Origin of the sequence: Labrenzia sp. THAF82 (assembly GCF_009363435.1) — a bacterium.
GTDB classification, from domain to species: Bacteria; Pseudomonadota; Alphaproteobacteria; order Rhizobiales; family Stappiaceae; genus Roseibium; species Roseibium porphyridii.
The window spans coordinates 3,847,592-3,871,893 of record NZ_CP045354.1 but is presented as its reverse complement, the minus strand read 5'-3'; the positions used below and the strand labels follow the sequence as shown (position 1 = coordinate 3,871,893).

Annotated in this window: 20 protein-coding genes; 12 read left to right on the top strand and 8 right to left on the bottom strand. The window is 54.5% G+C overall.

Features of this window, described 5'->3' with window-relative positions; all coding sequences use genetic code 11:
* Positions 1-20: 20 nt before the first annotated feature.
* The 5 genes from FIV00_RS17900 to FIV00_RS17880 form a co-directional block, all read right to left on the bottom strand.
* Entirely contained in the window at positions 21-506 is a 486-nt protein-coding gene (locus tag FIV00_RS17900) for a type VI secretion system tube protein Hcp (RefSeq protein ID WP_152502027.1), read from the bottom strand.
* Positions 507-713: 207 nt separating this feature from the next.
* Positions 714-2,237, bottom strand: a complete 1,524-nt coding sequence (gene tssC / locus FIV00_RS17895) for a type VI secretion system contractile sheath large subunit (protein WP_152502026.1) — start codon at positions 2,235-2,237, stop codon at positions 714-716.
* The gene (tssB, locus tag FIV00_RS17890; protein WP_152502025.1) at positions 2,238-2,792 is read right to left on the bottom strand and encodes a type VI secretion system contractile sheath small subunit; all 555 of its coding nucleotides are present in this window, start codon (positions 2,790-2,792) and stop codon (positions 2,238-2,240) included.
* Between the two features lie 274 nt (positions 2,793-3,066).
* Positions 3,067-4,350 carry an ImpA family type VI secretion system protein gene (locus tag FIV00_RS17885; protein ID WP_152502024.1) on the bottom strand — a complete coding sequence of 428 codons (1,284 nt, stop codon included), beginning with the start codon at positions 4,348-4,350 and terminating at the stop codon, positions 3,067-3,069.
* Between the two features lie 79 nt (positions 4,351-4,429).
* Complete coding sequence (locus FIV00_RS17880; protein ID WP_209006597.1) at positions 4,430-5,125, bottom strand: OmpA family protein; 696 nt, start codon at positions 5,123-5,125, stop codon at positions 4,430-4,432.
* Between the two features lie 423 nt (positions 5,126-5,548).
* Here FIV00_RS17880 and FIV00_RS17875 point away from each other — a divergent pair, with 423 nt between their 5' ends.
* From FIV00_RS17875 to FIV00_RS17825, 11 genes are all read left to right on the top strand, one after another.
* A complete protein-coding gene (locus FIV00_RS17875) occupies positions 5,549-7,342 on the top strand; it encodes a type VI secretion system Vgr family protein (protein WP_152502022.1) in 1,794 nt (597 codons plus the stop codon).
* A gap of 42 nt (positions 7,343-7,384) precedes the next feature.
* Positions 7,385-7,975 carry a hypothetical protein gene (locus FIV00_RS17870; RefSeq protein ID WP_152502021.1) on the top strand — a complete coding sequence of 197 codons (591 nt, stop codon included), beginning with the start codon at positions 7,385-7,387 and terminating at the stop codon, positions 7,973-7,975.
* 24 nt (positions 7,976-7,999) lie between these two features.
* On the top strand, positions 8,000-9,754 hold the full coding sequence (gene tagH, locus FIV00_RS17865; protein ID WP_152502020.1) for a type VI secretion system-associated FHA domain protein TagH: 1,755 nt from the start codon (positions 8,000-8,002) through the stop codon (positions 9,752-9,754).
* A 68-nt stretch (positions 9,755-9,822) separates the two neighbouring features.
* Positions 9,823-11,157, top strand: a complete 1,335-nt coding sequence (tssK, locus tag FIV00_RS17860; RefSeq protein ID WP_152502019.1) for a type VI secretion system baseplate subunit TssK — start codon at positions 9,823-9,825, stop codon at positions 11,155-11,157.
* On the top strand, positions 11,157-12,767 hold the full coding sequence (icmH, locus tag FIV00_RS17855) for a type IVB secretion system protein IcmH/DotU (RefSeq protein WP_152502018.1): 1,611 nt from the start codon (positions 11,157-11,159) through the stop codon (positions 12,765-12,767). Before tssK ends, icmH begins: the two co-directional genes overlap by 1 nt.
* Positions 12,768-12,800: 33 nt before the next feature.
* On the top strand, positions 12,801-16,454 hold the full coding sequence (gene tssM / locus FIV00_RS17850) for a type VI secretion system membrane subunit TssM (protein ID WP_152502017.1): 3,654 nt from the start codon (positions 12,801-12,803) through the stop codon (positions 16,452-16,454).
* A 4-nt stretch (positions 16,455-16,458) separates the two neighbouring features.
* On the top strand, positions 16,459-17,136 hold the full coding sequence (gene tagF / locus FIV00_RS17845) for a type VI secretion system-associated protein TagF (RefSeq protein ID WP_152502016.1): 678 nt from the start codon (positions 16,459-16,461) through the stop codon (positions 17,134-17,136).
* On the top strand, positions 17,133-17,882 hold the full coding sequence (locus tag FIV00_RS17840) for a PP2C family serine/threonine-protein phosphatase (RefSeq protein ID WP_173006040.1): 750 nt from the start codon (positions 17,133-17,135) through the stop codon (positions 17,880-17,882). The genes tagF and FIV00_RS17840 overlap by 4 nt, the downstream gene beginning before the upstream one ends.
* Positions 17,883-17,895: 13 nt before the next feature.
* The gene (locus FIV00_RS17835) at positions 17,896-19,803 is read left to right on the top strand and encodes a serine/threonine-protein kinase (protein ID WP_152502014.1); all 1,908 of its coding nucleotides are present in this window, start codon (positions 17,896-17,898) and stop codon (positions 19,801-19,803) included.
* Positions 19,804-19,833: 30 nt separating this feature from the next.
* Positions 19,834-20,256: a biopolymer transporter ExbD gene (locus tag FIV00_RS17830; protein WP_152502013.1), complete on the top strand. Its 423-nt coding sequence runs from the start codon at positions 19,834-19,836 to the stop codon at positions 20,254-20,256.
* Positions 20,253-22,049: a hypothetical protein gene (locus tag FIV00_RS17825; protein WP_152502012.1), complete on the top strand. Its 1,797-nt coding sequence runs from the start codon at positions 20,253-20,255 to the stop codon at positions 22,047-22,049. The genes FIV00_RS17830 and FIV00_RS17825 overlap by 4 nt, the downstream gene beginning before the upstream one ends.
* On the opposite strand, the gene FIV00_RS17820 is transcribed toward FIV00_RS17825, so the two are convergent.
* The 3 genes from FIV00_RS17820 to FIV00_RS17810 all read right to left on the bottom strand — a co-directional run bounded on the left by FIV00_RS17820 (position 22,041) and on the right by FIV00_RS17810 (position 23,698).
* Positions 22,041-22,712, bottom strand: coding sequence for a MotA/TolQ/ExbB proton channel family protein (locus FIV00_RS17820; protein WP_152502011.1), 672 nt, complete (start codon positions 22,710-22,712; stop codon positions 22,041-22,043). The genes FIV00_RS17825 and FIV00_RS17820 overlap by 9 nt on opposite strands.
* A 35-nt stretch (positions 22,713-22,747) precedes the next feature.
* Entirely contained in the window at positions 22,748-23,179 is a 432-nt protein-coding gene (locus FIV00_RS17815; protein WP_152502010.1) for a hypothetical protein, read from the bottom strand.
* Positions 23,180-23,245: 66 nt separating this feature from the next.
* Complete coding sequence (locus FIV00_RS17810) at positions 23,246-23,698, bottom strand: DUF1036 domain-containing protein (protein ID WP_209006596.1); 453 nt, start codon at positions 23,696-23,698, stop codon at positions 23,246-23,248.
* Between the two features lie 137 nt (positions 23,699-23,835).
* Between FIV00_RS17810 and FIV00_RS17805 the strand changes: the two genes are divergently transcribed.
* Positions 23,836-24,261: a biopolymer transporter ExbD gene (locus FIV00_RS17805; RefSeq protein WP_152502008.1), complete on the top strand. Its 426-nt coding sequence runs from the start codon at positions 23,836-23,838 to the stop codon at positions 24,259-24,261.
* Positions 24,262-24,302 lie beyond the last annotated feature (41 nt).

Below are 24,302 nucleotides of genomic sequence, written 5' to 3'. Positions count from 1 at the left end.
AGCCGGTTCGGCGAAATGCCTTACTTCTTTTCGTTTGCAGCGATGTCCCATGCAAACTCTGGAGCCGCGCCTTTGGAGCCATCCGGCTTCTGCTCGGTGTAGATGAACTTGTATTCACCAAAGTTGAGCGTTGCGCTTTCCGTGATCCGGTCGTCGGAACCACTGCCACCGGTCGAGACGTTGGTGACGATGATGTCCTTCATTTCCAGCTTGATGTATTCCAGTGGGCTATCGCCAGCTGCTTTGCGGACGAACAGCGTACCCTTGGCAATGTGCTTGCCGGTGGACACATGCTGAAGAAAAACCGGTGTCGATTTGTCGACATACTTGGTAATGCTCAAATCCTGGAAGAAAGCCTTACCGGAGCCGGAGCCACCACCCATATGCGTGGTACCGGACTGGGACGCTCCCCAGGACCAGGACAACACATCAATTTCGTCCTTGTGGGACTTGTCCTGAGATTCACCATTGATTCCATCAAGTTTCAGAAAAAAATCGACAGCCATTTTAAAAGATCCTCTTGGTTGTTGACGGCCAGGAAAAAATGCCTGGCATTACGTCTACTATTCTTGACAACTACCTCGGACCATACGGTCCAAACCCCTAGGCGCGTTCGCGTCTCGTTTGCACCTCCACCCGGTGAAACCGGGTTGCATCCGATTGGGATGCCTGCCGGAAGAACGGGCCAACGCCCTTCCGGCAATTCTTGTCAATCAGCTTGCGTCTTGCGGAATGCGGGACGCCAGGCTCATGCCAATGTCCATGCCTTCCAGCTGATAGTGTGGACGCAGGAAGAACTGAGCTCTGTAGTAGCCCGGGTTTTCCTCGTCAGCGACAATGGTCACCTTGGCTTCCCTCAGCGGCTTACGCGCTTTGGTTTCCTCGGTTGAATTGTCAGGATCACCATCGACATAGTCCATGATCCAGTCGTTCAGCCAACGTTGCAGCTGTGCTGCTTCTTTGGTCGAACCAATCTTGTTGCGCACCATGACCTTCAGGTAATGGGCAAAACGCGTGGTCGCGAACATGTAGGGCAGACGCGCGGACAGATTGTCCGATGCGGTTGCATCCTTGCCGTCCGGGCCCGAGAACTGCCGCGGTTTGAAGACGGACTGTGCGCCCAGGAAGGCAGCCTGGTCCGTGTTCTTGCGGTGGATCAGCGGGATCAGTCCCAAACGGGAAATCTCGTGTTCACGGCGATCGGAGATCGCAACTTCGGCCGGGCATTTCTGGTCGACACCACCGTCATCTGTCTCAAATACGTGCGTTGGTAGGTCTTCCACAAGGCCGCCGCTTTCCACGCCGCGGATACGAACTGTCCAGCCGTATTCCTTGTAGGCGCGGTTGACATTGGCAGCCATTGCATAGGCCGAGTTCATCCAGGCGTAGTTCTGGTGAGTGTCTTCACCGAACTCTTCCTCGAACGCGAACTCTTCAACCGGGTCGGACTTTGCACCATAGGGCTGCCGCGCCAGTACGCGAGGCATGGTCAGGCCCAGATAGCGAGCATCTTCCGATTCCCGCAAAGTCCGCCATTGTGCGTGGATCTCCGTATCGAAAATCTTGGATAGATCCCGTTTTGCGGGAAGTTCAGTCCAGTCATCCATTTGCATCAGTTGCGGATTGGCTGCTGCAAGGAACGGCGCGTGAGCCGCTGATGCAATCTTTGCCATGCCGCGCAATACGGTGATGTCCTGCGGCTCGTAGGAGAACTCGTAGTCACCAACAAGGCACCCGTATGGCTGGCCGCCAAGCTGACCGAACTCAGCTTCATAGATCTGCTTGAACAGCGGGCTCTGGTCCCACTTGGCACCACGGTAACTCTTGAAGACACCTGCCAGTTCCTTTTTAGAGATATTCAGGAACTGAAGCTTCAGGGTCGCGTCCGTCTCGGACTGGTGAACCAGATAGTCAAGTCCACGCCAGGCACTCTCCAGCGTCTGGAACTCAGGCGCGTGAATGATCTCATTCACCTGTTCCGTCAGCTTCTCGTCCAGCTTTGCGATCATCTCATCGATGGTGTCATAGACATCATCCTTTATGAGCGCCTGGTCGGTAAGTGCTTCCGAAAGGAAGGTCGACATGGCGTTGTCGACGAGTTCGTTGGCGGTGTCGTTCTCGTTCTTGATGCGGAAATTCTGCTTCAAGATAGAGGCAAATTCTTCTGGGCTTTTTTCACCCGCGACTTCGCCCGCTGCTGCGCCGCTCGTTTGGGCGCTTGTATCAGTGTTGCTCATTTACGCCTCCTCCGTATCGTCGCCTTTGTCTGCACCGTCGGGTGACTTTGCCTTGTCGGCTTCGATTTTCTGAGCAAGAGCCTGCATCAATGCCGGATCCCGTGTCAGTTCTTCCAGCTGAGAGATAGCCTGTACGCGTCCATCCATCATGGTGCGCAGCGCTGCAAGACTGCGACGTGCTTCCAGAAGCTTGTTGAGCGCCGGAACCTGTTCGGCAACTTTACCCGGAGTAAAATCGTCCATGCTCTTGAAGCGGAGTTGAACGCTCATCTTGGAATTGTCTTCACCAGACAGTTTGTCTTTTACAGTGAAGGACGTGCCAGGCTCGATGGCTTCCATGCGCTTGGTGAAGTTGTCCATGTCGATGTCGAGAAGTTTGCGATCATCGATATCCGGTTTTTCGACACCAGGACTATCGCCGGACAGGTCGGCCATAATGCCCATCACGAAGGGAAGTTCTACTTTCTCTTCTGCATCAAAGGGATCTTCATAAAAAATATGGACCCGGGGAGGTCTATTGCGCTTAATAAAGCTTTGCCCGCTACTCTTTGCCATTGTACTTGCCTTTCACGTTTCTGACCGAATAGTCACTGGCCAAATCTAGTCAAATACTAACGCAGGGCGTCTTCTTATTGATTCGTTGTTTTGGGTCTGCGTTGTGTCTTGTTGATCTTTATGTACTTCGATTGCCGGGTTCAGGAAGTGATCACAGTCACATGATCGCTGGTTTACATTTTTTCTTTCAAATATTGAGGACCTGTTGGGCTGTTGAGTCAAGGAAGAAGCTGAAAACGTTGGGGTAGTTTCGCCAGATCGATTCGTCTTTCCGTCAATCGTCTTCAGGCCGCAAGAACAGATTGAGCAATCCAGCAAAGGATCCCGCGCTCATATTCTGGGCTTCGTCCAACAACAACGGGATCGGGCTCGTCGGTTCGTGGGACGTATAATATCCCTTGACCGCCGCGATGCCCTTCATCGCGTCGTTCCTGTTTTCAACAACCAGGACAGAAAAATCGTCGATATCGCCCAGATCGTGATCGCTGCCGTCATTCAGATCGACCAGTCGGTCGTTGGAGAGCTGCAACCCGCTTGCTCCAAGAATGAGAGACACTTCGTCAAATCGGCGAGGCATCAGGATCTTCAGCGCATCCAGATAGGATTTGCCAACGAGGCCACGTGCTTCCCGGACAAGAAAAAGGGCAGGGTGAGACGGCTCACGCGATGCAAAATACTCTTCCACAGCATCCAGTATCAGTTTTGCCTGAGCAGCATTCTTAATGTCAGCAGGCCCTGATGACACCTGATCCTGGACAGTGTCTTGCCCATCGGCTTCTTCCGTGTCCTCACTTGCGGCATCTTCAGGAGAAAGTTTTCCGAGGCGAACATTCAACTCGCGACCCATGTCGCGAACAAGCGTGATCAGCTTCTCATAATCCGGAGGACTGGCCTTCGCTTCGCTTTCTTTCAGCTTCTCCGTGCAGGCGTCTGCAATGCCTTGAAGGTCGTCTGGCAGGTCGGCCAGGTCTTTCAGAACTTCGTCAATGACATCCTGTTCCAATTCACCGGATGTAAGCGCGGCGTCGATGGCGCCCAGAGAAATTGTGTGTTCGTCCGCTCTTGCCGTCTCTTCGCCCAGAGCGATCTGAATGGCACGATAGCTGATTGGTCCGCTGCGACGCGTCTTCAATAGCGGAGCGGCCTCAAGTGGAAGTATCACGGTCGGTCGATTGTTGAGCGCTTCGAGTGCACCTAGGCGTTCCATGTGATCGAAGTCCGCGTCGTCAGGATTGACCTGCGACCAATGGTTTTCGACCAGCCTTCGAATGATCCGCACTGCATTTGCAAATACATGAAGTTGTCCGTTGAGCAGACCCAGCTGCGCCATCAGCACCAACAGGCGAAGATCGCGGGACTGCTTCAGAAAGCCGTCCATTTGTTTGAAGAGATCGGTGAATTCAATTTCAGAACGGTCAAACTCGCTAAACCGTTCAGGAAGCATTTCTTCGCAAGAGTCCATGAGCGCGGCAAATGCCGGCTCCGTATCGTAAAGGTCGGGACCACATCCAGCGCCGGGTGATACTTCGGTGCCGTAGACTTCCGGATCAAAATTCATGTGCGCTTCCCGGCCCAGACTTTTTTGTTTTGGTCCGGCCGAATTTTGATCCGGCCGGAAAAAGCTATTCTGCGTGTGCTTATTCGAGAACCAGCTTGCTCTCTACACGACGGTTGGCCGGGTCATTGATATCGGCAACCTTCGGCCGCGATTCGCCATAAGCCACCGTCTTGAGGCGGTTCTGGCTCACTCCGAGTGAAATCAGGAACTGAGTAACGGCTTGCGCCCGATCTTCAGACAGTCGCTGATTATAGGATATGGAGCCGATGCCGTCGGTGTGGCCTTCGATGACAAACTTTGCACCTTCCAAATCGGCAACATTTATGCCCTTGGCAAATTCACGCAGGTTGGCCTTCGCGGAATTGCTCAAACGCGCAGAGGCGTATTCAAAGGAAACAAGCAGATTGAATGCGTCATCGATTGCTTGGGTTTCCGGATCAACGACCAGCGTTTCTGCTGTTTCTGTTTCTGCGGATCCTTCAGGCGACACCGCAACCTGACCACCGCCTTCATTGGAAGCGTTGGGATTGCATTCGTCACGCGTGCCGATGCATAGCGCGCGCGTTGCGCCAGTCGGTTTCAAAGAACGGGTTTTCAGCTGCTTGAAGTGTTTGCTGACTTCTTCAGCGGAATAGGTCGGGTCTTGCGCAGCGGCCGGTTCGAACCCGCCTGGTAGTGTGATTATGGCAAGTGCGAGAACACCTGCACATAAGGAATGTCTCAAGCTGTTTTGCAGAGGCGCATGTCTCAGCGGTTGGTTGGTCTTCGGGGTCACGATTTCAATCCTCCCTTGTGGAGTGTTCGAATACAGTTTCGAAATGGGCTTCGAATGGCATCGTGCCTTAACTTAAAGAATATGAGTGTGGCGAAAGTCACTAAAGTGCGGTTTGATGTCAGTATGTCTTTTTATCGTGATTTATCAAGAGCAGAGGTGAACTCTAAGCGTATTGAGCCGCATAAATAATAGTGATGAACCCCACCTAAGTTAGTAGACAATTGGGTAAGCCAGTCTAAAACGTTTGGGAACGTGGGGCGCTGTTTTTTGTATTTGCAACAATTGTGTTGTTGAGCACATTATTTTCGGCCGAAACGCCATAGTTATCTGAAGAACGGTGGCTCTACTGCTGCCTTAGTCAGGAACTTCTGTATTTCGAAGGAGAACTTCGTGGCCCAGGGACAACTAAAACAAGCGAATCGTATGGCCGAATTGAAATCGGTCTTCGGTCAAGACGAGCTTTCCGTTGTTACCGTTGAGTGCGATGAAGGCCTGAGCGATGATTTTGTGATCCGCCTGGAAGTGGTCAGCCAACAGGAAGATCTGGATTTCGACCAAGCCATTGCCACGCATATGACAGTCAAGGTGGTTACCAACAATGGCGACACGCGCCATTTTGACGGACTTCTGACCGATGCCAAGTGGCTTGGTCATCGCGATTCATATTATCGCTACAGGCTGACGTTGCGTCCTTGGTTCTGGCTTTTGACGAAAAATGCCAATTGCAGGATTTTCAAGGATAAGTCAGCACCCGACATCATTTCAGAAGTGCTTGGTGAACACGATTTTGCTGATCACCGCAAAAACCTGACCGAAAGCTACGAACCCATCCACTACTGCGTACAGTACCGGGAATCGGATTACGATTTCTGTTGTCGCCTGATGGAAGAGTTCGGCATTTCCTATTTCTTCGAACACGAAGACGGAAAACACACCATGGTTTTGGCTGACGCGAAATCGTCCTACAGCCCGATCACAGGTGACAGCAATATTCCGTTCATACCGCTCGGCGGGGACAGCCAGCGAGACAAGGAACACCTTTACCACTGGGTTCCGAGCCGTCGCTTTCGCACCGGCAAATTTGCCATGAACGACTATGATTTTAAAAAACCGAGTGCGTCGCTCGAAGCGGATCGCGATGCGGGGTCATCTTATAGAGCTGGGTCGCTTGAAAGTTATGACTATCCCGGTCGGTACACAGAGAAGGACAAAGGTGGCACCTTCAGCAACATTCGTCTGGAGGCCGAACAAGCAGCAGACAAACGTATTGAAACGGCTGGAGAAGTTCCGCGCCTGTTTGCAGGCGGGTTGTTCACTTTGCAAGACCATCCCCACGGTCCGCAAAACCGCGAATATCTGGTCATCAGGGCCAGTCACCAGATCATCACCGAACAGTATCGCTCGGGCGGCGGTGGCGCTCAAGGTGAAGCCTATACAGGTACCTATGATGTGCTATCGACAGATATTCCTTTCCGTACTCCGGCAATTACACCGAAACCGCGTATCCCCGGACCACAAACCGCGAAGGTCGTGGGACAGGGCGAAATCGATGTCGATGAGTACGGTCAGATCATGGTCGAGTTTCACTGGGACCGTGACAAGACGCAGTCAAGGCGCGTGCGTGTCGCTCAGGTCTGGTCCGGCAAGAATTGGGGTGGCATCTACATTCCGCGCGTAGACCAGGAAGTGATCGTGCAATTCCTGGAAGGCGATCCAGACCAGCCGATCGTTATCGGAACGGTCTACAATGCCGACAACATGCCCCCATATTCCTTGCCTGGCGAAAAGAACAAGGCCGGTATCAAGTCCGACTCGACGATGGGGGGAGGTGGCTACAACGAGTTTGTGCTCGATGATTCCAAAGGACAGGAAGAAATTGGCATTCATGCGCAAAAAGACATGAACACCGTCATCGAGAACAATGAAACCCTTCATGTGAAGAACTGCCGTGACACCAAGATTGATGTCAACAGAACCGAAAAAGTCGGCATGAACACGACTGAAGAAATCGGAATGGTCTGGAAGGCGAAAGCCGGCATGATGATCGAGTTCGAAGTCGGTGCGAGCAAGATCACGATGACCCCGGCTATGATCAACATCAAGTCTCCAATGATCAATATCGAGGCTGATGCGATGTTGAACGCTAAAGGCACTTTGACCACCGTCACCGGAAGCGCATTCTTGACGCTGAAAGGTGGACTTGTTCTGATCAATTAATGCCGTTGAACGCACGACGGAAACAGAAACGGAGTTGGGTTGATGGGATCTCGTATCCGCTTCACGAAAGCCAAGCAGGTGTTTGAAACATATCCAGAATTGTCCGATAGTGTTGTCGAACCAACATCGGATGTTGCACCTCAAGATTATGTGCGTGCGTTGCAGGAAGGCGAAAGCCCGCTCACCTCAATCTGTTATTTCGCGCACGCTTTGCCGAAAAGAGAGTCCGTCTGGTGGGGAATGAAATGTGTTTCTGGCCTTGGTGCTGTCAAGACCGACACCGACAGGCACATATTGGAACTATGCGAACACTGGGTACGCGAGGGCGATGAAGAAGCCCGGTCAGCGGTCCAAGCAGCAGCGGAAGCTGCAAAGCCTGACAGTGCCGCAGTATGGATCGGAATGGCCGCTGGATGGTCCGGTGGATCGTTGTCGCCAAATCCCGATCACCGGGTTGATATGCCGGCAGATCTGACGGCCAAAGCCGTCAATGCGGGCATCATGATCGCGATGGGGCATGTCGAGCCGCCGAATCGCGATAATGCTCTCGATACCTGCATTTCTGCGGGACTGTCGTTTGCCGAAGGTGGGTCGATGCCAACAGTCAGCCTGCGCGAACCGGCAGCATTGTAAACTGAATTGGAAGGTCCGGTGGGCATGCGTATCACGCTGCAGATTGAGAATGTTGATCGGCTGGAAACCGGAGGGCAGGTATCCTATAGCTGCGCCGACCGGGGTTTCGATATTGGCCGACACGAACATCTTGATTGGAGCCTGCCTGATCCTCAACGTGTCATTTCCGGAAGACACTGCGAAGTACGATATGAGGGCGGGCAATTTGTTCTCTATGACGTCTCAACAAATGGAACGTTTTTGAACGGCAGCCCAAACCGTATGGACAAGGAACATGTCCTGCGTCCTGGCGACAAGGTGATGATTGGCGACTACATTATCGTTGTGTCGCTCGATGCTGACCAAAGTCTTGGCAGCCCGGCAAGTGTTTCACCAAATCCAGCCCCTCCGCAATGGCAAGCTCCGCAGCCTGCAGCTCCTGCAATGCCTGACCCGGCATGGCCCTCAGCGCCGCCTGCACATCAGCAAGCACCTTATCCTGTCGAGCAGCAAGGTGGTCCGTGGGCGTCCGGTCCCTCAGGCATGGAAGGACGGCATGCTCCCCCATCTTCTGCGCCAGGCATAGGCACACCAGCTGATGACGTTTGGAGCCAACAGGGGCACGGTTGGGGAAGCGCTGACCCGTCTCTCTATGATCCGCAGGCGAGAGCTCCTGAACCAGAGCAGGTGCGGCCTGCTTTGGCTGATCCCATGGAACACCTGGCGGATCAACCGCATCTCAACAGACCGGAAATGGCCGTTGCCACTCCGGCCTTTCCGCAACAGGAAGAGCCACAACAGGATCTCGGCAGCTCGCCTTTTCCTGCCCTGAGTGACGGACCGGCTGGAGCAGCAGAAGAAAAACCGCTTTTCAATATGCCGGACCTCGGTGCAGCTGATGTGGAGGTTGAAACCCCTCAGGCACCACCTCCGCCTCAACCTGAACCTGTGGCAATTGCGGACAGCCCAAGCGTTTCTGAAGCTGAGCCTGAACCCCAAACAGATGCACCTTTTCCGGAAGCCCCGGATTGGGCTGCCGCGCAAATCGTCGAAAAAGCCGGCAATGCTGCAGAGGCAGCGCCCGAGACACTTCCGGAAGCCCAAAAAGTTGAAACGGCTGTTACTCCGGTTGAACATCCGAATGAGCCTGTTGTCGAACCTACCGTTGAAACATCTTCGCCCAAGGCAATTTCTGAAGTTTCAGTCGATTTCATCAAGGCATTTGCAGAAGGTGCAGGTATTCCCGAAGGTGTTCTGGAAGGCAGGGATCAGGAAGAATTTGCGCGAGAGCTCGGTGTCATCATGCAAGGCATAACGAGCGACCTGATGGGGCTGCTGCAGGCACGCAGTCAGGTTAAAGCCATGACACGCAATGCCAACCGAACCCTGATCAGTCGCAGCGGCAACAACGCATTGAAGTTTTCGCCGACGCCTCAGATGGCCTTGCAGACTATGCTGTCTCAAGGCGCTGAGGATAACGGGTATTTGCCGATGGATCGTGCGATGACCGCGGCGTTCAAGGACATTCAAAAACACCATGTCTGGACCTATGCCGCGATGCAAAAAGCTGCGGCGCGATTTGATGAAACGCTATCGCCCAATGCCATCGAGGCAGAAGGCCAGGTGGCCAAGAGTACCTTTGGCAATCAAAAAGCAAAGCTCTGGGAGCGCATGCAGGAGCGCTGGACTTCCTTGTCCGGTGCTTACGACGATGGTTTGGTCGGCGTGTTCACTCAGTATTTCACTGAGAGTTACGAAGAGCTGACAAGTGAAGATCCGGAACAAAATTCCGGAATGTAATTGAATTGAATTTTTGCATTGCGTTCAATGTCTTTGAACGCTGAAAGAGTTAAGGGAGCAGAGCCTTAATGTCGTGGTATAGCAAGGTTGCATGGACCGAAGGCTTGTTTTTGCGGCCGCACCACCTTCAGCAGAGCGACCGTTATGGCGAGCACCTGCTCGATGAACGGGTTCGCTTGGCGTCTCCTTATCCCTGGGGCTTCTCGGAAATTGAAATTGACCAGGATGTCGGCCAGCAATGCCGCTTCGCACTTAGGTATGGGCGCGGAATTTTCCCGGACGGCACGGTTTTCAACTTTCCAGCCGATGGAACACCGCCGCCGGCAATCGATGTGCCGGAAGATGCGGCGGGACAGATCGTCTGGCTCGGAATCCCCGAGACCACAGTCAACGCGGTCGAAGTTGCGAGTGGTCGTGACGATGCCGCCACACGCTATATTCAGGGGCGTGAGACCATCATCGATTCCACATCTGCAATCCGGCAGGAGGAGGAGATCGATGTTGCGCACCCAAGGTTGATGTACTCGATCAGATCCACGCCTCATCCGGGACACGTTTGTTTGCCGGTTGCCCGGATCACAGAGATCAAGGACCGCATCGTCATCACTGACGGCACATTTGCACCGCCCGTGCTGGCCTGTCATGTGCACCCCGCAGTTACGGGCTGGATCGATTCAGTGATTGGTTGGGTTGAGCGCAAGTTGAGCGAATTGGCGCGCTATGCGGCAGATACTTCGGCCGGTGGCGGATTGCAGAACTTTGATTACCTGACCTTGCAGATGCTGAACAGGATCCATCCGATGCTGATGCATCTGCGCAAATCTGCCTATATCCATCCAGAGCGCCTTTATTCGGAGTTTCTGCAAATCGCCGGCGAACTGGCGACCTTCGCGACGGAGGAACGCCGAGCACGCAATTATCCTGTTTACGACCACGACAAGCTGCATGAGATCTTCAAGCCGGTGATGTCCGACATCCAGGCCTTCTTGTCGGCAGGGTACGATCGCCGTGCGATCAGGCTTCCTCTGGAACAACTGGCGCCCAATGCCTTCAAGTCGACGATTGTCGATCGCAATTTGTTTTCACAAGCAAGCTTTGTCATCGAGGTGGCTGCCCGTCGTCCGCTTACCGAGATCCAGAACGAGTTCCCGAAACTGTTCAAGGTCGGCCCGTTCGGCCAGATGCGGCAGATTGTTTATTCCAACTTGCCGGGCATCCCGTTGATTCACATGCCGGTTCCACCTGCGCAGATCCGGGCGTTGACTGATCGGGTTTATTTCAGGCTCGACAAGACAACGCCGCTTTGGCGCGAGTTCAGTCAGGATTCAGCAGTCGGTCTGCAATTCTCGGGCAATTGGCCTGATTTGCAGCTTGAGTTCTACGCTATTCGGGAGGGCCGCTGATGTCGGATAACGACGATCCCTTTGGCGTTTCCAAACGCAAGGGAAAAACCATAGTTCGGCCCAATCCCGGCGGACGATGGAGCGAGACCCAGCAAGGCAGCCCGCCTGGGCAGCCGGGCCAGCCCCCTCAAGCGCCGCCAGGCCAGGTTCCACCGCAGGCCCCGCCGCCACAAGCGCGACCGGGCGGGGCTCCGGATCCGTGGCAAGGAGGTCAAGGTTCCGGGCCGGACCCTTATGCGCCGACACCGACCGGCTATGAATACGGTCAGCAACAAGCCCCGGACCTCCGGACACCACCACCTCAGCAACCCCAGCATCCGGTGCCACCGCAACAGCCTGCGCCACCGCCAGCTGGAACCCCTGCGCCCGGAGCCGGGCAGCTGGAACACACTCCAGATATCAATGAGATCCGGGTCGCCAATCGCAATCCGATTTCAAGGGCTGCAGCACCTCTGCTTCTGCTACTGGGGCGCTTGCATCTGACCATGACGGATGCCCAGTTCGATGCATTGATGCGCGATGTCTACAACTCTATCAAAACATTCGAAAAAGACCTCAGAAACGCAGGCATAACGGACGACCAGATCCAGTCCGCAGCTTACGCCTTATGTGCGACATCCGACGACATCGTCCAAAATCTTCCCTCTGCCGGACGACATCAATGGACGCAATACTCCATGCTGACCCAGTTTTTCGGGCAGGCGACCGGCGGTGTCGAGTTTTTTCAACTGCTTGAAAAGGCAAAGCAGGATCCAGGACGTAACTACGGCGTTCTGGAGGTCATGCATTCGTGTTTGTCTCTTGGTTTTTACGGAAAGTATCGAGCCATCCAGGGCGGTCAACAGGGACTTGAGCGCGAACGCCGGGATCTGCATGAGATCTTGCGGCGGGTAAGACCTCGACCCGGTGACGACCTGTCTCCACACTGGCGCGGGCTGGAACTGCTCCAAAGGCGCACAGGTTTTTCCATCCCGATCTGGTCCGTTGCGGCCGTTGCAGGCGCGTTGCTGCTCGGCGGATATGTGACGCTCATGCTGCTATTGGCGAGTGGCAGCGAAGTCATTGCAAGTCGCGCAACAGCGCTTTACCCCACAGGTCCTGTCGAACTCGCTCGCGAGGGCTATCAGCCGAAACCTCCACCAGCACCTGAGCCCCCGGCAGATGCCACGATAGACACGGTCTCCGAACAGCTGGCTGGTTTGGAAGGCGTCGAAATTCAGCAGGCAGGCCCTGCGATCATGTTGCGTATGCGTGCTCAGTTTGATGTGGCAGCTGCCACGTTGCGACCCGAGTTTCAGTTGCTGGTCGAACAGGTCGGTCAGACCTTGGATGGCGTCGACGGCGAGATTCTCGTTGTCGGGCACACGGACAGTGATCCTATCCGCAACAATCCGAGGTTTCCGACCAATTGGCACCTTTCAGTGGAACGCGCCAAATCGGTTGCCGCAGTGATGCAATCCATTTTGCAGCAGCCCGATAGGGTGGCGGTGGAAGGGCGCGGTGCAGATGAACCGATCGCACCCAATACAAGCCGTGACGGCAAGGCCCTCAACCGCAGGGTGGAAGTTTTCTTGAAACCGCCGACCAAAGGTCTGGTGATCAACAATTAGTTTCCGGGGCAACCGAATAACAAGGCTGTATAAATGAAATTCTGGCTCGGTATTACGGCAATATTTATAGGCATTCTTGCCTTGATCGCCCTGATCTGGTTTGGCGGCCCGTTTTTGGCGATCGCAGGCGTTCGCCCGTTCGAACCACTTTGGGTGCGGCTGCTGCTGGCTTCGATCATCTTGCTGACAATCGGCGGCTGGCAGGTTTACCGGATCTACAAACGCATTGCGGCCAATCGCGCGCTTGAGCAGGAAATTCTGCAACCCAAAGCAAGTGACGAAGACATCCAGATCATGTCTGAGCGCATGAAGGATGCCCTGAAGACGCTCAAGACGGCTAGTGGCAACACGCGCACGTATCTTTACGACTTGCCCTGGTACTTGATGATCGGGCCACCAGGCTCAGGCAAAACCACAGCTTTGATGCATTCTGGCCTGAAATTCGCAAATTCTCGCGGCAAGGGCGAAGCGCAGAAGCTCGAAGGACTGGGTGGAACGCGCTACTGCGACTGGTGGTTCGCCGAAAATGCCGTGCTGATCGATACCGCCGGGCGATACACAACACAGGATTCCGACGAAGAGCACGATCGGGACGCCTGGTTGGGATTCCTCAAGATCCTGCGAAAAGCCCGCCCGCGGCAGCCGGTCAATGGCGTGATGGTGTCGATCAGTTTGGAAGACTTGATGACGCTATCCGAAGCGGAGCTCAAGCTTCACACGGACGCGATCAGAACCCGTCTGATCGAGCTTTATAAGACGCTGAAAATCGACTTTCCGGTCTATGTGATCTTCACCAAGGCCGATACCGTTGCGGGTTTCATGGAGTTCTTTGGCTCTTATCCGGAAAGCCGGCGCAATCTTGTCTGGGGTGCAACATTCCAGACACGGGAAAAGAACAAGAACATGGTCGCCGAAACACCAGCGGAGTTCGATCTATTGATCGAGCGTTTGAACGAGGAAATGGCGGACCGCCTGCAGGAAGAACCTGATCCGCGTGCTCGCCTGATGCTTTATGGCTTTCCAACCCAGGTTGCCGCGCTCAAAGACCGGATTACCGGCTTCCTCAATGCCATTTTCGAGCCGAGCCGGTATTATCCAAACGCTGTCCTCCGAGGTTTTTATTTTACATCCGGCACCCAGACCGGCACCGCGATTGACCGGGTGATTGGCTCTATGAACCAGGCATTCGGCACGGCGTATCAGCAGGCTGCTCTGTCGGGTCAGGGCAAAAGCTATTTCCTGCGAGACTTGCTGACGAAGGTCATCATTGGCGAGGCAGGCTGGGTTACGCACAACCGACAAGTGGTGCGATGGGCAACAGCCACCAGGATTGCGGCTTATTCTGTGATCGTGCTGGCAACGCTTGGACTCGGCAGCATCTGGACCATCAGCTATTTCAACAACAGGGCTCTCATTGATGAGACAGCCAAGGCGGTCGCAGCTGTGCGCGCTGAAGGTGAGGGGGTCCTGGAACAACGTATCGTGCGCGATGATAGCCTGCGCGACACAGCGTATATCCTCTCTCTCTTGCGTGGATTGCCGGCTGGTTACGATACCCGCAATGACCCGACACCGATGATGGAAAAGTTCGGTCTCAGTCAGCGCGAGAGGCTTCAGGCTGCAGGTATCACTTCCTATCGCAGCGGATTGGAAAGGCTGCTCCGCCCGCGTCTGTTGCTGCGAATTGAAGAACAAATGACCGATGTCCTGGACAACCGCACGGCTCCAGGTGGTGAAGCCATCGATCAGCTATACAATCTTGCCAAGCTCTATCGAATGGTGGCGGGAGATGCGCCTGAAATTGACAAGGACCAGATCAAAAACTCCTTCCGTGCGGACTTCCTGCAAAGTTTCCCTGGACCGCAAGGCGAAGTTCTGCGCAACGAACTAAATACCCACGTCACCGCGATGCTGGATCTGGATTTCGGTGGCAACGTCATGACGGATCAGCTCGACGGTGTGCTGGTGGCCGAGGTGCAACGTGAACTGGCGCGGGTCAGTCTCGCTGAACGGGGCTATGCATTGTTGAAGTCGCGCGCCAAAGGACTGGCCAGCGACAACTGGATTGCCGAACAGCGTGGCGGACCGGACATGGTGACGGTGTTCGAGACCGTCAACGGAGACACTCTGGACACTGTCGTCGTCGACAAATTTTACACGTATCCTGGTTTCCATCTGTCCGTATTGCCGAACCTTGCCGGCATTCGGGAAGAACTGGAGCGAGACAAGTGGGTGTTTGGCGATATTGGCGAGGCCAATGCCTTTTCCGACCAGTATCAGTCGCTGCCCAGTGAGATCCTTGGGCTCTATACCAAAGACTTCATCGAAGCCTGGGAAGAAGCTCTGGGGAACCTCAAGTTCAAATCTATGAGGGCTGACAAGCCGCTCTATACGACTTTGCAGGCGGTTTCCGCGCCAACGTCCCCTGTTGTCCAGCTTCTGGAAAGCATCCGAAACGAAACGTTGCTGACACAAGACCTGTCCAGTCCAACTCTTGCAGGTGCGGTTGCCGACGGCAGCGCAGCAAATGCAGGAGCAGAAGCTGCGCAAAAAGTGTTCCAGCGTTATGTGTTCGACGCTGCTGGCGGACTGAAACGCATCGGTATTGAGGCGGGTCTGAAGGTTCTGGCTCCCGGTGGCATTGCAGATGCCGTAGGAGGGACAGGTGGCAACAGTGGGCCGACCATCATTCCGGGCAAGGCCATAGAAGACCATTTCCGGCCATATCATGTGCTCGTAGAAGGCGAAAACAGCCGCAAGATCGATGCCCTGTTGCTGAACTTCAAAAACATTCTGGACAATCTCCTGGTCGTTGCCAACAACCCGCTTCAAAGCGAAACCGCAAATTCAAATGTCCAGATCCAGGCTTCACTCCTTAGAAGCAATGCAACGCGCTTCCCCAATCCGTTTGATCAGTTGATCCTGCAGTCGGCCAAGGAATTCGATGAGGAATTCAAGGAAACGTCGATTACCCAACTGAATGAAAAACTGAAGTCGCAGGTCGTTGAACAGTGCCGACAGATCGTTGGCAGAAACTATCCGTTCTCCAATGGCCGCTCTGAAGTGCCCATGACGGAGTTTGCAAAGCTGTTTTCACCGGCCGGCATCATGCAGCGATTTTTCGATGAAAACCTGAAGCCACTGGTAGATACCTCCTCAAGACCATGGAACTGGAAGCCGGAAGTCTCGCAGGCAGACCGGCTTTCCAATGCGACGCTGCGCCAATTCGAACGGGCAGACCTTATCAAGCAGGCCTTTTTCCCGACAGGCAACGCGTTCCCTTCAGTTGGTCTTCAGGTTGTTCCACGGGCATTGTCGCAACAGGCCGATGCTGCCAGCCTGGAGGTAAATGGCAACCTTGTGCTGGTCACACGTGGCCCGGGATTTAACGCGGATATTGAGCCCTTGCCGGCGAGCTTCGATTGGCCGAGCAATACGGCGACCCCACGCGTTGTGCTGGTGATCCAGCCTGAGGTGCCGGGATATCGTTCACGTCAGGAAATCCACGGTGATTGGGCATTTTACCGCTTTGTCAGAGCCAATCGGGTGAGCTCGGGCCAGAACAAGTTTGTCATTCGGAAAACACTCGGCGGTCGTCAGGTCGCCTTTACCGTGACACTGCGTTCCAAACCCAATCCGTTCTTTTTGTCTGCGGTCGGCGACTTCAGCTGCCCCACGAGCTTCTGAGCGCATGGGGGCCGGGTATTTTGGAAAACTGGCGGCACGGGCGGATTTTGTTGTTGCGAATTGTCCAGCTGGTTTCATGAGATTGTGGGAGCCCTTTCTCATGAAGGGGCTTGCGCAGTCACGGCTGGATTTAAAAGAAGCCTGGGAGGAGGCCTATATGACCATGCCGGTCTGGCGGTTCTGGTTGACGCCGGCTCAGAGCGACAGCGACCTTGGCGCTGCCGTTGCCGGTGCATTCATGCCGAGCATCGACAAGGTTGGGCGCGAATTCCCGCTTACAGTGGCCGCGTCGGCCGAATCTGGTTTGGGAGGACCTCCCTCCTCAGGTTGGTATGACAAGGCCGAGGACGTTCTTCTAGAGACATTGGAAGAAGATGCGACGCTTGAGGCCTTTCAATCTGGCGTCAAAAGGCTCGATGCGCCCGACGGTCTGAACGGCGTGTTCCGTGAAACGGACCAAGTTGCACTTGATGCAGCACCGGGCACGGGAGAACATCTGATCTCGCAGTTTCGCTGCCAGGCTGGAGATCGGCCGATAGAGTTCAGCTGTCAGGGACTGCCGGGCGCGAGCGCGTTTCAATGGCTCATATTGCCGGAGCAGCACAAGATAGACGGAGGAGACGAGGAAGAAGAGGTGGGAGGAAATCATGGGCGATACCATCCGGAGGATCATCGAACATGACCGAAAAAACACAAGGAGCCCTTAGAAGCTTCGCGGTCGGACAGACACATGTAGGACGGGTGCGGGAGGAAAACGAGGACGCGTATCTGGTTGATGAAGGCAAAGGTGTCTTCGCCGTAATGGACGGGGCCGGGGGCATGCACTGTGGTGCAATGGCATCTGGTCTGGTGAAGGAGGCGCTCACAAGCATTACACCCCCGCGCAGCGCCGAGGACCTTCTTGAACAATTTGAAGGCCGGCTGATTGTCGCAAAGGACAGAATAGAGCGCGCCTCAGCCAAAGCTGACGGTGCAGCAATGGGGACGACGATTGTCGCTTTGTTGACGTATGCAGGCGCATTTGCCTGTCTGTGGGCCGGTGACAGCCGTGTCTATCGATTTCGTGGCGGAATGCTGGAGCAACTGACGACAGATCACACTGAGGCGCAGGAGCTCGTCGACCAGAACGTTCTGACCGAAGAAGAGGCTCGAAACTTTTCGCGGCGACATGTGATTACGCGAGCAATTGGGTCTGGCCTTGAACTGGAATTGGAACTGGTGTCTGGAAATCTGAGACCCGGTGATCGTTTTCTGCTTTGTTCCGACGGCTTGACCGGTCATCTGGACGATGCGGTGATCAAGACGATGCTGATGAACGGTGCGCCTGACATGACGGCACGAAGTCTGATCAATGGTGCACTTGAGGGCGGCGGAAGTGACAACGTGACCGTCGTAATCGTGGATTTTGACCGCAACGTAGCGGTTTGAGGAGCAGCTGCTGATGAACCCGGCCGACAATTTGCTGCCGCAAGGAACGCGTCTCAACAATCTCTATGAGATTGAGGAGCACATTGCCGACGGGGGTATCGGAACGGTCTATCGCGCACGCGACGTGGAAAGTGGTGACCCCGTCGCGATCAAGGTTCTGCTGGCAAGTTTTTCCCGGGACACGATGATTGTCGACCTCTTCAAGCGGGAAGCAAAAATCCTCCGGAATCTCAAGCACGACGCTTTGACGCAATACTATGTCTTCGCCAAAGAGCCGACTTTGGGCGTTTACTACCTGGCCATGGAGTTTGTCAGTGGCCCCTCGTTGCACTCGCGCCTGGAATCCGGGCCGCTAGAGCCTGAAGCGGTTTACAGACTTGTCCAGCGGCTAGCTTCTGCACTGCAGGCGGTTCACGACAAGGAAGTCATTCACCGCGATCTGTCTCCCGACAATATTATTCTGCAAAACAGTGATGTCGGGCAGGCCAAGATAATCGACTTCGGTATTTCACGCGCCAATACGGGAGGACCGACAATCATTGGCGACGGCTTTGCCGGAAAGGTCAATTATGTCTCGCCGGAACAGGTCGGCATATTCGACGGCAAGGTCACAGCCCGAAGCGATATCTATTCCCTCGGCCTTGTGATTGCAGAAGCCTTGACAGGCAAGCAAATTGACATGGGGGGCACGCAGGCGCAGATCGTTGAGAAGCGACGGATTGTGCCTTCGTTGGACGGCATTGACAATCGTTTCCGTCCGCTGCTTGAAGCAATGCTGCAGCCCGATCCGGCGAACCGTCCTGCCAGCATGGCTGAGATCGCCGATTGGACGCTTGGAGCTCCTCTGGGCCGACAGATGCCAGACAAGACGGTGATCAGGACATCGTCACCGCCGCCGGAACAGTCCGCACTTGATCACGAAGCACCGCCCGCCAACTGGGGACGGCGTATTCTGGTCGCTCTTTCACTGCTTGGTTTTGCCGGACTTGGAGCAGGCGGCGTCTACTTTATTGTTGGTCAGTCAGTGCCTGATCAGGATCAAAAACCTGTTCTGGTTGCTCCGCCACGAGACAATGCACCTGAAGCACCAACACAGCCGACGGACCCGACATCAGATGATGGATCGTCAGGCGAAAGCACTGGCAAGGAGACGTCGCCAACCACAGATGACGCGAAAAATACGGTTCCGGACATTCCGATACCTGACAACCAGGATCAACGTCCCCCGGTAAATGGCAATGAAACAAATAACAATGCGCCACCTCCGATCACGCCGCAACAGGATCAGTCTCAAGAGGTTTTGAAACCCGAGGACAGAATTCGAAATTTTGTCAGCAGTTATCAGGCTGGCGATTGCATGTATCTCCAGCCGGTCGAGATTGCGAGCCGGTCGGCAGAAATTGAAGGCTTTGCCTCACGGACCCCGCCGTTTATCGCTTTTGACAGCGATTTCACGCAGTCTCAGGGGTTTGAAGCCAAGATTCAGGTTAACCTGGTCAGCGATGATCAGTGTCCGGCCGTGGCATTCCTCAGAGGCACACCTGAGGGGAACGCCAAGACAGAACTTCATCTCGACATGCAGCGCACCGTCATTCCGAACGGAAGCAATATGGCTGGCCGAATTTCCGGTTATGATCCGACAACCGGGGAGCTCGGCTTGCTCTATGTTGGCAGCAAGGGAGAAGTCGTGAACCTGTCACCATTCCTTCAGACCGACAATGGCGGTGCGGGATTTGTAGTTCCCCTGAGCTTGAAAAGCGCTGTGGAAGAAACTGGACTGGTGATCGCCATGGTTGGACCTGACGTCGCGCAGTCACTTTCAAACCGATCGGAGAAACAGGCGTCGGCCTTTTTTGACAACCTCATGCGGGAGGTTGCGGTCTTGCGTGCAACGGCTACGACCGTCAAGGTGGTTCCATAAAGGACCGTCGCCGATGAGTGTGAATCTGTCGTGAAGCGCTATACGAAACCGATACACCTTCAGGAGCTGATCCCACAGCGGAGAGCTGATGCTTCGCTGGCGCTTATCAATGTTGTTTTTCTGTTGTTGTTGTTTTTGCTGGTCGCGGGAACACTTAGTCCACCTTTGCCAGATGACTTTCAATGGGCAGAAACCGTCAGTGACGAAGGGAGCGGAAGCATTCAAGGCAGTCTTGCTCTCGATAAATCGGGCGAGATTTGGCTTGATGGCAACAGGTTTGGGGCGGACGAGCTCGCGGCCTTTCTTAAGAGCAGTGCTGACGTATCCGATAAACTGACCCTTCAGGTTGATCGACGCACCAAAATGGGAGACCTGACAGCGCTTGCCGAGGACCTCAAGGCAGGTGGGATTCGAAAGATAACGCTTGTCACCATCGAGGCGGATGGCACGTGACAACGGCCCTCTACAATCAAGATGGACACTGGGGTATTCCTGGCTATATCTGGCCGGCTGTAGTGGGCACTTCGCTAGCTGCACATGTTTCAATTGTTCTGTTTGGGCTGGAGGATTTCTCCTGGAAAGTTCAGGAACCGCCGGTTCCACCTGAAGCGGAAATCGTGCTTGAAAGCGGTGGTCTGGAATTTGAGGCAATATCCGCTGTCGCAACAGCTCCAAAGGAGATGATCGCACCTGACAACGTCTCGGTCGTCAAAGCGACAGAAACGTCGCAACCCATACTTCAACAACCGTCCTCGATTGTTTCTCAGCCGATTGAGAGTACGGCTCTCCAACCAGTGCAAACGCCGACAGCGCAGGTCTCCAGTTTACCGGCCACCCCGCTTGCCATGGTTGACGTGAGCGATGCAATGGTTGTTGAGGCCAAGGAAAAAAGTGCGACTGAAAGTGATCCGTTGCCGCTCAACCAGACTGAACCGACGAAGGTGGAAAAAGTTGATCCCAGTGTTGGCGAGGCCTCAACCACCGTTCCTTCGACCGTTACCGAAGCTGCACAGGTAGCGCCCCCGACTAGCAACGTGGTATCGCTCGCACCTGTTGCAGCAACGGCTGTGATTACACCAACTAGTGCACCGCAATCCGCGAATTCAGGATCAAACGCAGCCACGGTCAATTCTGCACCTGTTACCGAACCGACAAGTATCGTTAGTCCTGTGACGGCGAGTTCTATTTCGACTGAGATCGATGGTGTTGTCGCCTCCGATGAGGCTTTAGTTGAAGTGGCGGTGCCTGTCACGGCTGTTACGCCCTCTCAAAGCGAGAACGATGCGATAGCCGTCACATCTGTTGAAGCAGCTTCAACGCAAACTGTGTCACCTCTGGTGCCTTCGCCCCAAGGGGGGGCTGTAAGCAACACCGTTGAACCCAGTTCGGTCACAGTAGCGACGCCCACGACCTCAGTTCAAATGGTGCAACCGGCAGAGCAACAACTCGCGGCCATTCGTCCTTTGGAGACGGAGCTTTCAGCAATTTCTCCAACAGAACCTCAACAGTCAGCCATACCCGCATCGCCGCAGTCCTCAGACCCAACACCGAGTGTTCCACCCGTTGAACTTGCGAGCATCGATCCACTGGCAAAGGTCACGAACTATGTCGCTGGCTACGATGCCGGAGAGTGCGCACATCTTTCGGTGATGTCTGCAGGAACGGACACGGCATCAGTAACGGCCTTCGGAGCAGGCATCGCACCGTTTGCGGTTTTCGACAAGAGTTTCGCGGCAAGTCAGGGCTATGAGGCCAATATCGAATTGCGGCTCGTGACACGGCCCCAATGTGCTCTGCTGGATGCCATCGGGTTTTCCAACGGTATTGAGGCGGCAGGTTTGGTTGAGCTTGAAAGAACTGTGGTCAAAAGCGGATCCAGCGTTTCGGGACTCATCCAGCGCGATTTGCCAATTGAGCGGATTGCCGCGGCTGAAACAGCTGGACTGGAGTTGAACGGTAAGGGGCCGCCGGAAATCTATCTGATTGACGACGCCGGAAGCATTCATGACGGCCGTGAGTTCGTCTTACCGGCATCGAACGCCGTGACGGCAGGCGGATGGCGATTTGCCATTCCTGTCACGCTGATCTCAAGGGTTGAAGAAGAAACGGCTCTTTTGCTGGCGATCTGGAACCGCCCCAAAGATCGGCAACCGCGCCGCTTCAGCAAACTCGGCGCAAACAGGATTGCCGAGGTGCTTGAAGCGCCAGGGGTTTATTCCTTGTCTGCGTTCAAAGTTCTACGTTGAAGCAACGGTCGAAGAGCTGCCAGCGGTAAAAACACCGGTCAAAAGCACTTCAAGAGCTGCTCGTTCTTTTTCCAACCGGGTCTCGAACCATGTCACCGCAACAGAGACGGGTATGGCAACCGCGAGGCCACAAGCGGTCGTCAACAGAGCAACCCAAATCCCGCCGGCAAGTGTTGCCGGATTTGCTGCAGCTCCGGATTCCTGCAGCGTTTGAAAGGTATCGATCATACCGAGAACCGTGCCGAACAGTCCCAGCAGCGGCGCAATCTGCGTGACGAGATCGAGCGCTTTCAGCCAGCTGGCCAGTGCGAAAAGGCGGTCCGCAGCACGCGCCGAAATCTCCTCCCGCAATCGCTCCTCACGAATGTCTCGTTCTTGTGACGAGAGCGGCTGCTGGTCCAGCATCTGGATGGCATCCATTGCATTGCGCACCAAGGCGGCTGAAAGCGAGCGGTCCTTGATAAGGTTCTGAGCAGCCGTATTTCGCTCGCCGGTCCGCCACTGGGTCACTGCTTGGCGAACCAGTCCGTGCCGGCCGACGCGCGCGCTGGCAAACTGAAACACTTTGGCCAGAATCACAGCAAGTGCGGCGATCGAAATGACAAGCAGTATGAGGACTACCGGTCCGCCCAGCTCCAAAAGAGAAGAAAATGTATCACCCATAAATTGGTCGGGTCCCGTTGTCGGCAGACAATCGCTTAGTCACCGAATTGAATCTCGGTGCGGTTTTTCAAATCCAGTAAATCCGGACAATAAACATCTGAAATGGCCGGCGGTACGCAGTTCAGAACGTCGTTTATATGCAGCCTGGAGAGGCTGTCACAGGCTTTACCTGCAAGGTCGAATTGAAGAACTTTAGTCTTCCCGGCTGAAATACGAGTGAAATCAAGGCGCAGAAATTGATCGACAAGGCCATCCTTATTGAAGGCGACCATTTCCAGTCCAAGCTGGTTCATTGGTCTTTCCAGGCCATTTGTCGCGATAATGGAAAGGCGGCACCCACCATCCGTTGTCGGCTGCGTGTGGTTGAGTTCCAGACCGATCTTTCCGCCGGTGTCCTGTGCCAGGACAGGGTTTGCGAAAGCAACTCCTAACAGAGCCAGCATGGCAGTCCGAACAATTTTTTGCATATACACCCCCCAAAATAATGCACCGGTGAAACCGCCTGATCGGAACCCAGTAAAGTGAGATCTCATTCAGTCATAAGACAACAGGACGGTCCAGTCTTCAGCTCCTCCGGTTTCAATCTGAAAAAAGTCTGCTTCGATTAAACCGCGTTGCCAGCATTGGTCACCATCATACACAACGAATTTTTCTTCACGAATGCAAAGAGTAATGTCGCCGACAAGTCTGCCTTCACCGAATCCATCTGCCACATGAAGAAAGTATCCGGCGCTTTTAAGCGGTTCCTGCAGAACCTGGCTGCAGGCATTAGAGGTGATCGTCCACCAGCCTTCCGTTCTGATGCCTTCATCGGTTTCATAGCCGATCGCAACATTAACAAGGTCGACAGAGCCATTGCACACCCTCAAACCTGCTTCCGTCTTCTGAGGCAGAGCAAAGCACGCCAGACAGGCAAACACGCCGAGCAGAGTGTATTTGCGAAAGATGTCTCTATAGCTAAGTTCTGTGTTTTGTGCTTGCGACATCAAGCGGTTACCTAATTGCTTGCTTCCCAGCACAACGCTACGGAAATGCGTGATCCGGGTCAAATCAGGGATTAGGATTGTACATCTTAAAAGAATACGAGACATTGGTGCCCAAAGTGCCAACGAAGCTAGTATAGATGCTGTCCATTCAGACGCCGCTTGCAAAACGCAGGCGCATTCCTCTAACGCCATTGATCGACGTGATCTTTATCTTGATCATGTTCTTCCTGTTGTCCTCCACTTTCGGTGTCTGGCGACCGCTCGATGTTGGTATTGGCAGCGAGCCGGCAGAAAAGACAAACGATCAGCAAATAAACGACGGTGCTCCTTCTGTTCTAATTCAGATCGGGCAGGGCGATGGAGTTGAAGGAACAACCATTGTCGTCAATGGAAGCACGTTGGAACTGGAGGAGCTGTCGGGCGAATTGAACCGCTTGGCAGGGCTTGGCGCGGATAGCGCTATTCTGCTTCCTGCAAAAGGCACCGAATTTCAGAGTGTGATCGAGATACTCGATGAGGCCCGCACATCCAATCTCAAGCGGATCAGCCTTAAACTGAACTGAGTCAGGCCTTGCGACACCGAATCTTCCACGAAAAAAGCCCG

Excerpts from the sequence above, each read along its gene's own strand:
- FIV00_RS17900 (WP_152502027.1), bottom strand. The coding sequence starts at position 506 with ATGGCTGTCGATTTTTTTCTGAAACTTGATGGAATCAATGGTGAATCT.
- tssC (WP_152502026.1), bottom strand. The coding sequence starts at position 2,237 with ATGAGCAACACTGATACAAGCGCCCAAACGAGCGGCGCAGCAGCGGGC.
- tssB (WP_152502025.1), bottom strand. The coding sequence starts at position 2,792 with ATGGCAAAGAGTAGCGGGCAAAGCTTTATTAAGCGCAATAGACCTCCC.
- FIV00_RS17885 (WP_152502024.1), bottom strand. The coding sequence starts at position 4,350 with ATGAATTTTGATCCGGAAGTCTACGGCACCGAAGTATCACCCGGCGCT.
- FIV00_RS17875 (WP_152502022.1), top strand. The coding sequence starts at position 5,549 with ATGGCCGAATTGAAATCGGTCTTCGGTCAAGACGAGCTTTCCGTTGTT.
- FIV00_RS17870 (WP_152502021.1), top strand. The coding sequence starts at position 7,385 with ATGGGATCTCGTATCCGCTTCACGAAAGCCAAGCAGGTGTTTGAAACA.
- tagH (WP_152502020.1), top strand. The coding sequence starts at position 8,000 with ATGCGTATCACGCTGCAGATTGAGAATGTTGATCGGCTGGAAACCGGA.
- tssK (WP_152502019.1), top strand. The coding sequence starts at position 9,823 with ATGTCGTGGTATAGCAAGGTTGCATGGACCGAAGGCTTGTTTTTGCGG.
- icmH (WP_152502018.1), top strand. The coding sequence starts at position 11,157 with ATGTCGGATAACGACGATCCCTTTGGCGTTTCCAAACGCAAGGGAAAA.
- tssM (WP_152502017.1), top strand. The coding sequence starts at position 12,801 with ATGAAATTCTGGCTCGGTATTACGGCAATATTTATAGGCATTCTTGCC.
- tagF (WP_152502016.1), top strand. The coding sequence starts at position 16,459 with ATGGGGGCCGGGTATTTTGGAAAACTGGCGGCACGGGCGGATTTTGTT.
- FIV00_RS17840 (WP_173006040.1), top strand. The coding sequence starts at position 17,133 with ATGACCGAAAAAACACAAGGAGCCCTTAGAAGCTTCGCGGTCGGACAG.
- FIV00_RS17835 (WP_152502014.1), top strand. The coding sequence starts at position 17,896 with ATGAACCCGGCCGACAATTTGCTGCCGCAAGGAACGCGTCTCAACAAT.
- FIV00_RS17820 (WP_152502011.1), bottom strand. The coding sequence starts at position 22,712 with ATGGGTGATACATTTTCTTCTCTTTTGGAGCTGGGCGGACCGGTAGTC.
- FIV00_RS17815 (WP_152502010.1), bottom strand. The coding sequence starts at position 23,179 with ATGCAAAAAATTGTTCGGACTGCCATGCTGGCTCTGTTAGGAGTTGCT.
- FIV00_RS17810 (WP_209006596.1), bottom strand. The coding sequence starts at position 23,698 with ATGTCGCAAGCACAAAACACAGAACTTAGCTATAGAGACATCTTTCGC.
- FIV00_RS17805 (WP_152502008.1), top strand. The coding sequence starts at position 23,836 with ATGCTGTCCATTCAGACGCCGCTTGCAAAACGCAGGCGCATTCCTCTA.